This is a genomic window from Streptomyces sp. MK37H (assembly GCF_018035285.1).
Classification (GTDB): domain Bacteria; phylum Actinomycetota; class Actinomycetes; order Streptomycetales; family Streptomycetaceae; genus Streptomyces; species Streptomyces endocoffeicus.
The window spans coordinates 95,073-107,810 of record NZ_JAAAYH010000001.1; the positions used below are offsets into that span (position 1 = coordinate 95,073).

At 69.8% G+C, this 12,738-nt stretch carries 11 protein-coding genes; 9 read left to right on the forward strand and 2 right to left on the reverse strand.

Annotated elements, in window-relative coordinates; genetic code table 11:
- The first annotated feature begins 13 nt into the window (after nucleotides 1–13).
- Complete coding sequence (locus GWI24_RS00515; RefSeq protein ID WP_210943788.1) at nucleotides 14–997, forward strand: zinc-binding dehydrogenase; 984 nt, start codon at nucleotides 14–16, stop codon at nucleotides 995–997.
- Between the two features lie 32 nt (nucleotides 998–1,029).
- On the opposite strand, the gene GWI24_RS00520 is transcribed toward GWI24_RS00515, so the two are convergent.
- Both GWI24_RS00520 and GWI24_RS00525 read right to left on the reverse strand, forming a co-directional pair.
- Nucleotides 1,030–1,515, reverse strand: a complete 486-nt coding sequence (locus GWI24_RS00520; protein WP_210943790.1) for a TetR/AcrR family transcriptional regulator — start codon at nucleotides 1,513–1,515, stop codon at nucleotides 1,030–1,032.
- A 169-nt stretch (nucleotides 1,516–1,684) separates the two neighbouring features.
- The gene (locus GWI24_RS00525) at nucleotides 1,685–2,365 is read right to left on the reverse strand and encodes a TetR/AcrR family transcriptional regulator (RefSeq protein WP_210943792.1); all 681 of its coding nucleotides are present in this window, start codon (nucleotides 2,363–2,365) and stop codon (nucleotides 1,685–1,687) included.
- A 102-nt stretch (nucleotides 2,366–2,467) separates the two neighbouring features.
- Here GWI24_RS00525 and GWI24_RS00530 point away from each other — a divergent pair, with 102 nt between their 5' ends.
- The 8 genes from GWI24_RS00530 to GWI24_RS00565 all read left to right on the forward strand — a co-directional run bounded on the left by GWI24_RS00530 (nucleotide 2,468) and on the right by GWI24_RS00565 (nucleotide 12,591).
- Entirely contained in the window at nucleotides 2,468–4,054 is a 1,587-nt protein-coding gene (locus tag GWI24_RS00530) for a methylmalonyl-CoA mutase family protein (protein WP_210943793.1), read from the forward strand.
- A gap of 48 nt (nucleotides 4,055–4,102) precedes the next feature.
- A complete protein-coding gene (locus tag GWI24_RS00535) occupies nucleotides 4,103–5,707 on the forward strand; it encodes an acyl-CoA carboxylase subunit beta (RefSeq protein WP_308343262.1) in 1,605 nt (534 codons plus the stop codon).
- A 17-nt stretch (nucleotides 5,708–5,724) separates the two neighbouring features.
- Nucleotides 5,725–5,934 carry an acyl-CoA carboxylase epsilon subunit gene (locus tag GWI24_RS00540; RefSeq protein ID WP_210943797.1) on the forward strand — a complete coding sequence of 70 codons (210 nt, stop codon included), beginning with the start codon at nucleotides 5,725–5,727 and terminating at the stop codon, nucleotides 5,932–5,934.
- A 31-nt stretch (nucleotides 5,935–5,965) separates the two neighbouring features.
- Nucleotides 5,966–6,193 carry a hypothetical protein gene (locus tag GWI24_RS00545; protein WP_210943861.1) on the forward strand — a complete coding sequence of 76 codons (228 nt, stop codon included), beginning with the start codon at nucleotides 5,966–5,968 and terminating at the stop codon, nucleotides 6,191–6,193.
- Complete coding sequence (locus GWI24_RS00550; protein ID WP_210943846.1) at nucleotides 6,190–7,962, forward strand: biotin carboxylase N-terminal domain-containing protein; 1,773 nt, start codon at nucleotides 6,190–6,192, stop codon at nucleotides 7,960–7,962. The genes GWI24_RS00545 and GWI24_RS00550 overlap by 4 nt, the downstream gene beginning before the upstream one ends.
- 197 nt (nucleotides 7,963–8,159) lie before the next feature.
- Nucleotides 8,160–8,582 (forward strand): Zn-ribbon domain-containing OB-fold protein, encoded by a 423-nt coding sequence (locus GWI24_RS00555; RefSeq protein WP_210943798.1) that lies wholly within the window; start codon nucleotides 8,160–8,162, stop codon nucleotides 8,580–8,582.
- Between the two features lie 201 nt (nucleotides 8,583–8,783).
- Nucleotides 8,784–9,755, forward strand: coding sequence for a cyclase family protein (locus tag GWI24_RS00560; RefSeq protein WP_210943800.1), 972 nt, complete (start codon nucleotides 8,784–8,786; stop codon nucleotides 9,753–9,755).
- 67 nt (nucleotides 9,756–9,822) lie between these two features.
- Nucleotides 9,823–12,591 (forward strand): SpoIIE family protein phosphatase, encoded by a 2,769-nt coding sequence (locus GWI24_RS00565; RefSeq protein ID WP_210943801.1) that lies wholly within the window; start codon nucleotides 9,823–9,825, stop codon nucleotides 12,589–12,591.
- Nucleotides 12,592–12,738: the final 147 nt, after the last annotated feature.

The following is a 12,738-nucleotide window of genomic DNA, read 5'->3' on the forward strand; positions in this document are numbered from 1 at the left end:
CAGGATCGTGGGCATGAGCAACAGCAGCAGGCAGATGAAGGCAGTGACCATCCCCGAGTTCGGCGACGCCGAGGTGCTCCGCGTCGCCACCGTTCCCGTCCCCGAGCCCGGGCCCGGCCGGGTCGCCATCGATGTGGCGTACGCGGGCGCCAACTTCGCCGAGGTCCTCTACCGGCGCGGCGTGGTCGACGTGCCGCTTCCCTTCGTGCCCGGTATCGAGGTGTCGGGGCGGATCCGGGCCGTCGGCGAGGGCGTCGAGGAACTGACCGTCGGGCAGCCGGTGGCCGCGCTCTCGATCGTCGACAGCGGTGGTTACGCCGAGGTGGTGGTCACCTCGGCGGACCTGGTCGTGCCGCTGGACGGCCTCGGTATCGGGATGGACGTCGCCGCGGCGCTGCCGTCCAACAGCACTACCGCCTTCCTCGTACTCGACCGGGTGGCCCGGATCGAGCCCGGAGAACGCGTTCTGATCCATGCGGCGGCCGGCGGTGTGGGAAGCCAACTCGGCCAGGCCGCCCGCCTGCTGGGCGCGGGCCATGTGGTCGGCACCGTCGGCAGCGCGGCCAAGATCGAGACCGCCAGACGCTTCGGCTACCACGAGGTGATCACGCGGGACCGGATCGCCGAGGCCGGCGAGTTCGACGTCGTGGTCGACATGGTCGGCGGCCCGGCCCGCCGCGCAGGCCTGGACCGGCTGGCCCCGATGGGGCGACTGGTGGTGATGGGCAACGCCTCCGGCGCCGAGGACATCGGTATCCCGGCCAACGAACTGTGGTTCACCAACAGGACCGTCTCCGGCTTCAATCTGGCCGCCTTCTCCGCCGCCTTCCCCGAGGAGACACGCCGGGCGCTGCGCCGCGCGGTGGCGGCCGCGGCGACGGGAGATCTGCGGACGCGGGTCGAAACCCTGCCGCTGGAACAGGCCGCCGAGGCCCACCGCCGCATCGAATCGGGCACGACCACGGGCAAGCTGGTGCTGGAGGTCGCGGCGTTGTGACCCACGGCCGAGAATTGGCGGGTGTATCGCGCTCAGACGTCGGGACGCGGGTGTTCGACGGGAAGGCGGGCGGGCAGGCCGCGCAGCAGCGTGTCGAGGAAGAGGTCGAAGCGGGGCGGTGCGCCGTCCATGGAGACGCCCTGGTCGGCCCCGCCGAGCCACTGGACGACGCGCGGATGCGCGACGCGGGCGGTGTATCCGGGTACGGCCAGGAACTCGTCGTGCATGGCCCATGACAGGCGGGCCGGCCATGAGCGCCAGGTGTGCTCCGTGGGGTCGTCCGGCGGCAGGATGCGCTCGACCATGACCTCGCTGATCGGGTCGAAGAGCCCTTCGCGGTCGCGGACCCAGCGGTAGAGCGCGGAGTGCGAGGCACCGAGACGGGTGGCGAGTTCCCGCATGGTGAGCGTGGTGAGGTCGCACCGCGGGGCGGTGGAGACGATCAGTTCACGGCTCAGCCGTGCGGGGCGCCCCCGTGCGGGGTGCGCGGCGCTCTTCGTTCCGGATGCTTCGGACATCACCGGCAGCCTATGCGGTCGCCTGCCTTCGACGCCCGGTAGCCGTACCGCAAAGGTCGCGCAGCTAGCCATCGTGGCCTCGTACCGGCGCTCTTCGCGCCGGCCCCGGCACGTCGGCGCGAAACCAGCCTCCGGTCAGGATGCCGGTGAACGCGATACCGATGCACGCTCACGGGCCGTCCTCGATGAGGCGTCGCAGCGAGGGGAGCAAGGCATCGAGGTCCTGGCTGGTTCGGAACGCGACGAGGGTGGTGCCGTCATCGTCCCTTCCCCTCGGGGACTGAGGTGTCGGGAAGAGAGCGAGGACTTCGCGCATCGCCTCGTCGACCTCTGCGACGGGGTCGGCGGACTCGCCCCGGAGCCATCGGCGCAATACGTGGTTGTGAGCCGCTACCACTGCCGCCGCCATGAGCTCGGCCCGAAGCGAGGCCGCCTCGGTGGGGTCTCCCATCCACTCCGCGATGAACTCGCGGAACAGTCGCTGGTAGCGCGCCACGCTGGCGATCTCCCGATCCCGCAGCGCGGCGACCTTGCTGGTGAGCGCGTACCTGCGGCGCGCGAGGTCGCCCTCATCGATGTAGTGCAGCAGCACCAGGCGTACGGCGTCGGATACGGCGACCAGGGCGGTGCTGTCACTGGAGGTCGCCAGGCGGTCCCTGATCAGCTCCAGCAGCCGGTCATGGTCGGGGAAGATGACCGCCTCCTTGGACCGGTAGTGCCGGAAGAACGTCGTACGGCCCACTCCGGCCCGTTCGGCGATGTCATCGACGGTGGTCCGCTCGTATCCGCGTTCGTCGAAGAGAACGAACGCGGCGTCCGCGAGCCGGATCCGCGCGGCTGGCTTGCTCATGACCACTCATCCTTCCTTGTCTCACCCCTCGGAGACCACTTGCCCCACCGTGCGGTACTGAGTACCGTTCATAAGACATTGAGTACCACAGGAGGTTTCGGCGTGGATTCCGTTGCACAGACTGAGTCCGGCCTGCCGATCCGGCCGGTGTACGACGGCTGGGCGCTGACGGATTTCGACGCGGACGCCAAGCTGGGCGCGCCGGGCGCGTTCCCGTTCACCCGGGGCGTGTATCCGTCGATGTACACCGGGCGGCCGTGGACCATGCGGCAGTACGCCGGGTTCGGCACGGCGAAGGAGTCCAACGAGCGCTACCACGAGCTGGTCGGCGCCGGGACCGGTGGTCTGAGCGTGGCCTTCGACCTGCCGACGCAGATGGGCTATGACTCCGACGAGGCCGTCGCTCAGGGCGAGGTGGGCAAGGTCGGCGTGGCGATCGACTCGATCGAGGACATGCGCACGCTGTTCCAGGGCCTGCCGCTCGACAAGGTGTCGACTTCGATGACGATCAACGCGCCCGCATCGACCCTGCTCCTGCTGTACCAGCTGGTCGCGGCCGAACAGGGTGTCGCGGGCAACCAGCTGACCGGCACGATCCAGAACGATGTGCTCAAGGAGTACATCGCTCGCGGCACCTACATCTTCCCGCCGAAGCAGTCCCTGCGGTTGATCAGCGACATCTTCGCCTACTGCCACAAGGAGCTGCCGCGCTGGAACACCATCTCCGTCTCCGGATACCACATGGCCGAAGCCGGAGCGAGCCCCGCGCAGGAGATCGCCTTCACCCTGGCCAACGCCAAGGAGTACGTGCGTACGGCGATCGCCGCGGGCCTGGACGTCGACGACTTCGCGCCGCGGCTGTCCTTCTTCCTCGTCGCCCGGACGACACTCCTGGAAGAGATCGCGAAGTTCCGTGCGGCCCGTCGCATCTGGGCCCGGATCATGCGCGACGAGTTCGGCGCCAAGAACCCCAAGTCCCAGATGCTGCGCCTCCACACCCAGACCGCCGGTGTGCAGCTGACCGCACAGCAGCCCGAGGTCAACCTCGTCCGCGTCGCTCTGCAGGGCCTGGGCGCGGTGCTCGGCGGAACGCAGTCCCTGCACACCAACTCCTACGACGAAGCCATCGCCCTGCCGACCCGGAAGGCGGCGCGGCTCGCTCTGCGCACCCAGCAGGTCCTCGCCCATGAGACCGACGTGACCAGGACTGTGGACCCCTTCGCCGGGTCCTACGTCATGGAGTCGATGACCGACGACGTCGAAGCGGCGGCGCTGGAACTCATCCAGGCCGTCGAGGACCGAGGCGGCGCGGTGGCGGCGATTGAGCAGGGCTTCCAGAAGTCGGAGATCGAGAAGTCCGCGTACCGGATCACCTTGGAGATCGGCGACCAGGAACGGACCGTGGTCGGCGTCAACAAGTACGTCCTCGACGAGGAAGAACCTTACGAACCCCTGCGAGTGGATCCTCAGATCGAGATCGACCAGTGCGAGCACCTCGCGGCACTGCGCAGGGAACGCGACAACGGAGCCGTCGGCCACGCCCTCGATGCCCTGCGGTCCGCCGCGCAAGGCACGGACAACGTGCTGCCCCCGATGCGCGAGGCCCTGAGGCTACGCGCCACGGTCGGTGAGGTCTCCCACGCGCTGCGCGACGTCTGGGGCGCGCACGTCCCTCACGAGACCTTCTGACTACGCATGCCAAGTCGCCGACAGTATCAGCCAGAAGGGATCCATTCGGTGAGTGCCGAGCCCGAAGACGTGTCCGACATCGACATCCACACCACCGCCGGCAAGCTCGCGGATCTCCAGCGCCGTATCGAGGAGGCGACGCACGCCGGCTCGGCACGCGCCGTCGAAAAGCAGCACGCCAAGGGGAAGTTGACGGCGCGTGAGCGGATCGAGCTGCTGCTCGACGAGGGCTCCTTCGTGGAGCTCGACGAGTTCGCCCGGCACCGCTCCACCAACTTCGGCCTGGACGACAACCGCCCCTACGGCGATGGCGTCGTGACCGGTTACGGCACGGTCGACGGCCGCCCGGTGGCCGTGTTCTCCCAGGACTTCACGGTCTTCGGCGGCGCGCTGGGCGAGGTCTACGGCCAGAAGATCGTCAAGGTGATGGACTTCGCGCTGAAGACCGGCTGCCCGGTCATCGGCATCAACGACTCCGGCGGCGCCCGCATCCAGGAGGGCGTGGCCTCCCTCGGTGCCTACGGCGAGATCTTCCGCCGCAACACCCACGCGAGCGGTGTCATCCCGCAGATCAGCCTGGTCGTGGGCCCCTGTGCGGGGGGAGCCGTGTACTCCCCGGCGATCACCGACTTCACGGTGATGGCCGACCAGACCTCGCACATGTTCATCACCGGCCCGGACGTCATCAAGACCGTCACCGGTGAGGACGTCGGCTTCGAGGAGCTGGGCGGCGCCCGCACCCACAACTCCACCTCCGGCGTGGCCCATCACATGGCCGGCGACGAGAAGGACGCCATCGAGTACGTCAAGCAGCTGCTGTCGTACCTGCCGTCCAACAACCTCTCCGAGGCGCCGGCCCTCCCCGAGGAGGCGGACCTCGCCGTCACGGAGGAGGACCTCGAGCTGGACACCCTCGTGCCCGACAGCGCGAACCAGCCGTACGGCATGCACACGGTGATCGAGCGCATCCTCGACCACGCCGAGTTCTTGGAGACGCAGCCGCTGTTCGCGCCGAACATCGTCACCGGCTTCGGGCGGGTCGAGGGCCACCCGGTGGGCATCGTCGCCAACCAGCCGATGCGGTTCGCTGGCTGCCTGGACATCAAGGCGAGCGAGAAGGGCGCGCGCTTCGTACGCACCTGCGACGCCTTCAACATCCCGGTCATCACCTTCGTCGACGTCCCGGGCTTCCTGCCGGGCGTGGACCAGGAGCACGACGGCATCATCCGCCGCGGCGCCAAGCTGATCTACGCCTACGCGGAGGCGACGGTCCCGCTGATCACGGTGATCACCCGCAAGGCCTTCGGCGGCGCCTACGATGTCATGGGTTCCAAGCACCTGGGCGCCGACCTCAACCTGGCCTGGCCGACCGCCCAGATCGCCGTGATGGGCGCCCAGGGCGCGGTCAGCATCCTGCACCGCCGCACCCTCGCCGAGGCCGAGGCAGGCGGCGACGTGGAGGCGACCCGGGCGCGGCTCATCCAGGAGTACGAGGACGCCCTCCTCAACCCCTATGTCGCGGCCGAGCGCGGCTACGTCGACGCAGTGATCATGCCGTCCGAGACCCGTCGGCACGTCGTGCGCGGCCTGCGTCAGCTGAGCACCAAGCGCGAGTCGCTGCCGCCCAAGAAGCACGGCAACATCCCTCTCTAGTCCGGCCGGGAGCCGTCATGAACATCAAGGTCGTACGGGGCAACCCGACACCCGAGGAGCTGGCCGCCGCCCTGGCGGTGGTCAGGGCCCGCGCCGCGGCCCAGGCATCGGTGCCAACCGCGCCCGAGCAACTGGATGAGTGGGCGGCCAAGCGACGTAACGTTCCTCACCGCTCCTTCGCCCAACCAACGCCTACGACTTGGCGCAGTTCGTACTGGCCTCGCTGAACGAGCAGACCCCGACTCTTGGAGAAAGAGCATGAACGACCTGTGGGAACGAGCGGAGCAGGCCGGCGCCATTGCGGCACCGCACCCGCGCGTGGTGATCGCCGAACCCGGACTCGATGGCCACGACCGCGGCGCGACGGTCATCGCCGAGGACGCACCGCTCCTGGGGCTCTCCGTGCTTTCGGGCGCTCATCTGACGATCGTCGAGACCGCGCACCGGCTGACCACGGCTGGGAACGAGCTGGAGTCGGCATGCTGACGAAGGTGCTGATCGCCAACCGTGGTGAAATCGCTGTCCGCGTGGCCCGGGCCTGCCGGGATGCCGGGATCGTGAGTGTGGCCGTCTACGCGGACCCGGACCGCGACGCTCTGCACGTCCGCGCCGCGGACGAGGCGTTCGCCCTGGGCGGTGACACCCCGGCGACCAGCTACCTGGTGATCGACAAGATCCTGAACGCGGCACGCGAGTCCGGCGCGGACGCCATCCACCCCGGCTACGGCTTCCTGTCGGAGAACGCCGAGTTCGCTCAGGCGGTCCTGGACGCCGGTCTGATCTGGATCGGCCCGCCGCCGCAGGCCATCCGCGAGCTCGGTGACAAGGTCTCCGCCCGGCACATCGCCCAGCGCGCCGGTGCCCCGCTGGTGGCCGGCACCCCCGACCCGGTGGGCGGTGCCGAGGAGGTCGTGGCCTTCGCCGAGGAGCATGGCCTGCCCATCGCCATCAAGGCCGCCTTCGGCGGCGGCGGCCGCGGCCTGAAGGTCGCCCGCACCCTCGAAGAGGTCCCCGAGCTCTACGAGTCGGCGGTCCGCGAGGCGGTGGCCGCGTTCGGCCGCGGCGAGTGCTTCGTCGAGCGCTACCTCGACAAGCCCCGCCACGTGGAGACCCAGTGCCTGGCCGATACCCACGGCAACGTGGTCGTCGTCTCCACCCGTGACTGCTCGCTGCAGCGCCGCCACCAGAAGCTGGTCGAGGAGGCCCCGGCGCCGTTCCTGTCCGAGGAGCAGGTCGCGCAGCTGTACTCCGCATCCAAGGCCATCCTCAAGGAGGCCGGCTACGTCGGTGCCGGCACCGTGGAGTTCCTGGTCGGCCTCGACGGCACGATCTCCTTCCTGGAGGTCAACACCCGCCTGCAGGTGGAGCACCCGGTCACCGAGGAGGTCGCCGGCATCGACCTGGTGCGCGAGATGTTCCGCATCGCCGACGGCGAGGAGCTCGGCTACGGCGACCCCGAACCGCGCGGCCACTCCTTCGAGTTCCGCATCAACGGCGAGGACCCGGGCCGCAACTTCCTGCCCGCACCGGGCACGGTCACCACGTTCGCCCCGCCGTCCGGCCCGGGAGTGCGCCTGGATGCCGGTGTGGAGTCGGGCAGCGTGATCGGCCCGGCGTGGGACTCGCTGCTGGCCAAGCTGATCGTCACCGGCGCCACCCGCGCGCAGGCCCTGCGGCGCGCGGCCCGCGCCCTGGAGGAGTTCCAGGTCGAGGGCATGGCGACCGCCATCCCGTTCCATCGCGCGGTGGTCAGGGACCCGGCGTTCGCGCCGGAACTGACCGGCTCCACCGAGCCGTTCACGGCCCACACCCGCTGGATCGAGACCGAGTTCGTCAACGAGCTCAAGCCCTTCGCCGCCCCCTCGGACGCGGAGACGGAGGAGGAGCCGGGCCGCGAGACGGTGGTCGTCGAGGTCGGCGGCAAGCGCCTGGAGGTCTCCCTGCCGTCCTCGCTGGGCATGTCGCCGGCCCGCACGGGCCTCGCGGCCGGTGCCCGCCCCAAGCGGCGCGCGGCCAAGAAGTCCGGCCCGGTCGCCTCGGGTGACACCCTCGCGTCTCCGATGCAGGGCACGATCGTCAAGGTCGCCGTCGAGGAGGGCCAGGAGGTCAAGGAGGGAGACCTGGTCGTCGTCCTGGAGGCGATGAAGATGGAGCAGCCGCTGAACGCGCACAAGTCCGGCACCATCAAGGGCCTGTCCGCCGAGATCGGCGCCTCCCTCACCTCCGGCGCCGCGATCTGCGAGATCAAGGACTGACGCCGCATCAGCCCGCCCGTCCTGGGCCCAGCGCCAGGACGGAGACGGTCTCCCTGACGCCCAACCGATGACCTCGCCACGTACTCCACTGAATGCCCTGATCTGCCATATCCGTGACCAGGGCCGCCCTCGTTCCCTTCACAGAGCCGTTCCGCCGCGCCCGGCAGCGGCCAGGAGAATTCGCCATGTCCCATACAGTGATCGAAACCGCGGAGAACGGCCCCTTCGAAGGGGACAGCGTCTCGACTGCCGCACCGCGGATTGACGCGGACCATCGCGGCCCCATCCCAGCAGGGGGGATCTGGGGCGGGGTGCTCTACTTCCAGCGCTGCCGCTGGTGCCATACCTCGGTCTTCCGCCGCCTGCTGTGCCCTGCCTGCGGCTCCACCGACATGGCCGAGGAACGCAGTGACGGTATCGGCGTCATCCATCACGTCACCGTTGTCGGTCGCAGCGTGGGCAAGCCCCGCGCCATGGCCATCATCGACATGCACGAAGGGTTCCGTCTCCGTGCCAGGGTCAGCGCCGTGCCGCTGACCAGGGCGTGTGTCGGAGCCCAGGTACGGCTGGGGTTCGGGCCGCAGCCACAGGAGATCGCCTTTCAGCTCTGCGACTCATAGCGGGCCGGCAAGGAGCAGTGGGGCCACGACGCCGCCCACAGTCCGGCACCATCAAGGGCTTGTCCGCCGCGGTCGGCGCCTCCCTCACTGTCCTTCTTCGTGGCCGGGCGCGGGTAGAGCTCGTCCTTGGCCAGGACGTACAATCTTGATCATGCAGTCGTCCCGCTGAAGTCGTTCCGGACCCCACAGGGGTGAGTACGGATGACCGGTAGCCCGGGTGATGATCCAAACCCCATGACGCCGACCGATGCAGGCAACGGCCCCGCTGTCTCCCGCCGGGAGTTCGACGCGCTCTTCGAGGCGGTCCGTACGTGGGGCCGCTGGGATCCGGCCGACCGGGGCGCCTGGAACCGGGTGACCCCGGGCCATGTACAGCGGGCCACCGCCCGGGTGCGGTCCGGGACGGTCGTTCCGCTGGGCCTGCCCTGGAATACACGGCCCGCACCGGACAACCGCAGGCCCGCCCTGCACCACATGACGGACCTCGGCGATGTGGAGGCCCCGGAGCCCTCCGTCCACAAGGACTTCATCGCCGTCGACTACCACGGCAAGGGCGTCACCCACCTCGATGCCCTGTGCCACATCGCCTATCGGGGGCAGCTCTACGGCGGGTGGACGGCACGCGAGGCCATCGACGCATCGGGCGCCCGTCATGGCGCGGTCACCGCGCTCGGCCCCCTCGTCACTAAGGGTGTGCTGCTCGACTTCCCCGCCATCTGGGGATCCCCCTGGCTGGAACCGGGGCAGGCGGTCCACGCCGAGGACATCACCGCGGCCGAGGAGGCGCTGCGGGTGAGGATCGGCGACGGCGACGCGGTACTTCTGCGCTCCGGGCGCTTCCGCCGCCGTGCGGAACTCGGCGCCTGGGACGCCGACGCGGCGAGCGCGGGGTTGCATGTGGACGCCGTACCGCTGCTGGCCGAGCGCGGTGTCGCGCTGCTCGGCGGTGACGGCGACAGCGACGTACGTCCTTCGCCGGTCGAGGGGGTGCACTCTCCCGTCCATACGCTCGCTCTGGCCGCAATGGGGGTGCCGTTGCTGGACAACCTCGATCTCGAAGCGCTCTCCGTCGCCACCGCCGAGGCGGGCCGTTATGAGTTCCTCCTGGTCGTGGCGGCGCTGAACATTCCGGGTGGGACCGGCTCGCCGGTCAACCCGGTCGCGGTTCTGTGACCTGCCGCCTTCTTTGCTGCGCTATTGTCGAAAAGGGGATATTTTGGACTCATAGTCCGGGAGAGGCGTGATCCAGCGCGGCGCGGAACCGATTCTGGTAGGGCTCGCGAGAGGTGACATCGGGCCCGCATATCCGCGTGAGCGGTTCCTGGAGGGGGAAGCGGTCCAGGGAGGCGTGCGCAACCTCATCCTGAATTCATGGCAGCGCTGCCGGTCCCTGGGTCTGCCGCTGGGCGGAATGGAACTGCCCTACCAGGAGGACGTCGATCCGGAGAGCCGGCTGGTCCGGGCGGCCGGTCCGGTGCTCGACCGGCTGCGGGCCAGGTTCATGGGCAGCCAGATGAACATCTCGCTCGCCGACGGAAGTGGGATGGTGCTCCTGCGCCGCTTCGGCGATGAGTCGTGGGCCAGAACCCTCCCCGATATCCAGCGGGTACCTGGTTTCGTTTTCGCCGAGCGGTTCGCCGGTACCAACGGCATCGGCCTCGCGCTTGTGGAGAGGCAACTCATCCAGGTCTACGGCGCCGAGCACTTCGCCGAGCGCGGCCAGGCGAACGGCTGTCGCGCCATACCCGTTCACGACCCGATCAGCGGGCGCGTCGAAGGCATCCTGTGTCTCGGCTATCCGCGCAATGCCTCGCATCCCGCGCTGGACGAGGTGGTGCGCAAGGCGGCTCAGGCCATCGAATCGCGTCTGCTGGAGGAGAGTTCGGCGCGAGAGTGCGCCCTGTTGCGTGCGTACCTGGAGGCGAGCCGGGTGCGGACGGAGGAGCCGTCGGGAGGCGGGCAGGCCATCGGGGTGGACACGTTCATCGAGCGGCTGCACCACCATGACCGGACGGTGATCAAGGAGAAGGCCGCCGAACTGCTCTCCCACGCACAGCGGGCAGCCACCGTCGTGTCCCTGTCCGACGGACGGCGGGTCACCCTGATGAGCCGCCCGACGACGAGCGCGTCCGGGGTGGAGGGCATCGCCGTCGAGGCCGTCTTCCACGACCGCGCACCGCGACAGCCCCTCACCCTCCCGCGCCGTCCCGACACCCCTTACCACGCCGCGCCAGGCCCGGATGGTCCGGCCGCCGGGGCGGCGAGCGGCACGGTCGGTACCACGGACGGCCAGGCCAGAGGGCTGGTGCTGGTGGGCGAACCGGAGGTGGGGAAGTACGCCCTGGCCGCGCGACGCCGCATGGAGCTGCTGTCCGAGGCCAGCGCGCGCATCGGCACCACCTTGGATGTGCGCCGCACCGCCCAGGAACTCGCTGAGACGGCCGTCCCGCAGCTGGCGGACTTCGTCACGATCGACCTGTCCGACGCCGTACTGCGCGGCGAGGAACCCCTCGACCTCCGGAACGACCTGCGCCGTGCGGTGGTGCACGGCATCCATGACGACTGCCCCTTCTATCCGGTCGCCAAGCGGATCGACTTCCATCCGACCACCCCTCAGCTGCGGTGCGTGAACACTGGGATGGCGATTCTGGAACCGGACCTGGAGGCCGCGTCGGGCTGGCTCGCCCAGGACCCCGAGCACACCGAGCGGTTGCTGGCCCACGTCCGCTCCCTCATCGCCGTACCCCTGATCGCACGGGGTGTCGTCCTGGGCATCGCCAGCTTCTACCGCTCGCTCGACCCCGCGCCCTTCGGCGACGACGACCGTTCACTGGCCCAGGAACTGGCGACCCGCGCCGCCCTCTCCATGGACAACGCCCGGCGTTACACCCGCGAGCACAACATGGTTCTGGCCCTCCAGCGCAGTCTGCTTCCCCAGGGCGTGCCCGACCAGAACGCCGCCGAGGTGGCCCATCGCTATCTGCCCGCCGAGTCGCGGGTGGGCGGGGACTGGTACGACGTCATCGCCCTGCCCGGCACCCGCTTCGGCCTCGTCGTCGGCGATGTCGCCGGTCATGGCCTGCACTCCGCCGCCACCATGGGACGGCTGCGCACCGCCGCACGCAGCTTCGCCGAACTCGACTTCCCCCCGGACGAGGTCCTCACCCACCTGGACAACCTCGTAGTGCGCCTCGACCGGGAGGAGCACGGCGAGGGCGCGGCCGACGGATTCGGCATCATCGGCGCGACCTGTCTGTACGCCGTCTACGACCCGACCTCGCAGCGGTGCACCATGGCCCGCGCCGGCCACCCTCCACCGGCGCTGGTCAGCCCCGACGGCAGCGTGTCGTTTCCCGACCTGCCCGCCGGCCCCCCGCTCGGCCTGGGCGGACTTCCCTTCGAAACCGCCGAGATCGAGGCCCCCGAGAACAGTCAGCTGGTCCTCTACACCGACGGACTCATCGAGGACCGGCACCGCGACATCGACGTGGCCCTCGACCAGCTCCGCGATGCCCTGGCCCACCCGGGGCGTACTCCCGAGGACACCTGCCAGGCGGTCCTGGACGCCGTGGCCCCCGCCCATCCCGGCGACGACATCGCCTTGCTCGTCGCCCGCACCCATGCCCTCGCCCCCCACCAGATCGCCACCTGGGATCTGCCCGCCGACCCGGCCGTCGTCAGCGAGGTCCGTGCCGCCGCCGCCCGCCGGCTCACCGACTGGGGCCTGGAGGAGGTCTCGTTCGTGGTGGAGCTGGTGCTCAGTGAGCTGATCGCCAATGCCGTCCGCCATGGCACCGGGCCCCTGCGGGTGCGGCTGCTCCATGACCGCACCCTGATCTGCGAGGTCTCGGACACCAGCAGCACCGCGCCGCATCTGCGCCGGGCCGCCACCACCGACGAGGGCGGTCGTGGGCTGTTCCTCGTCGCGCAACTGGCCCAGGCATGGGGGACGCGCCACACCCCGGACGGCAAGGTCATCTGGGCCGAGTGCGCCCTCGGTCCGCCCTGAGCCGGCCGGCGCAGGGCCGGCGGCCGGACGCCGCGCAGACGAACGAATATCCCGCTGATCAACTGATCCGTTGGAGTAACAGAGCCCCGGAAGACCGCTGGATTCCGGAGATATGCCGGTCGGCCCCGCTACTGTCGTGGGTGAGTT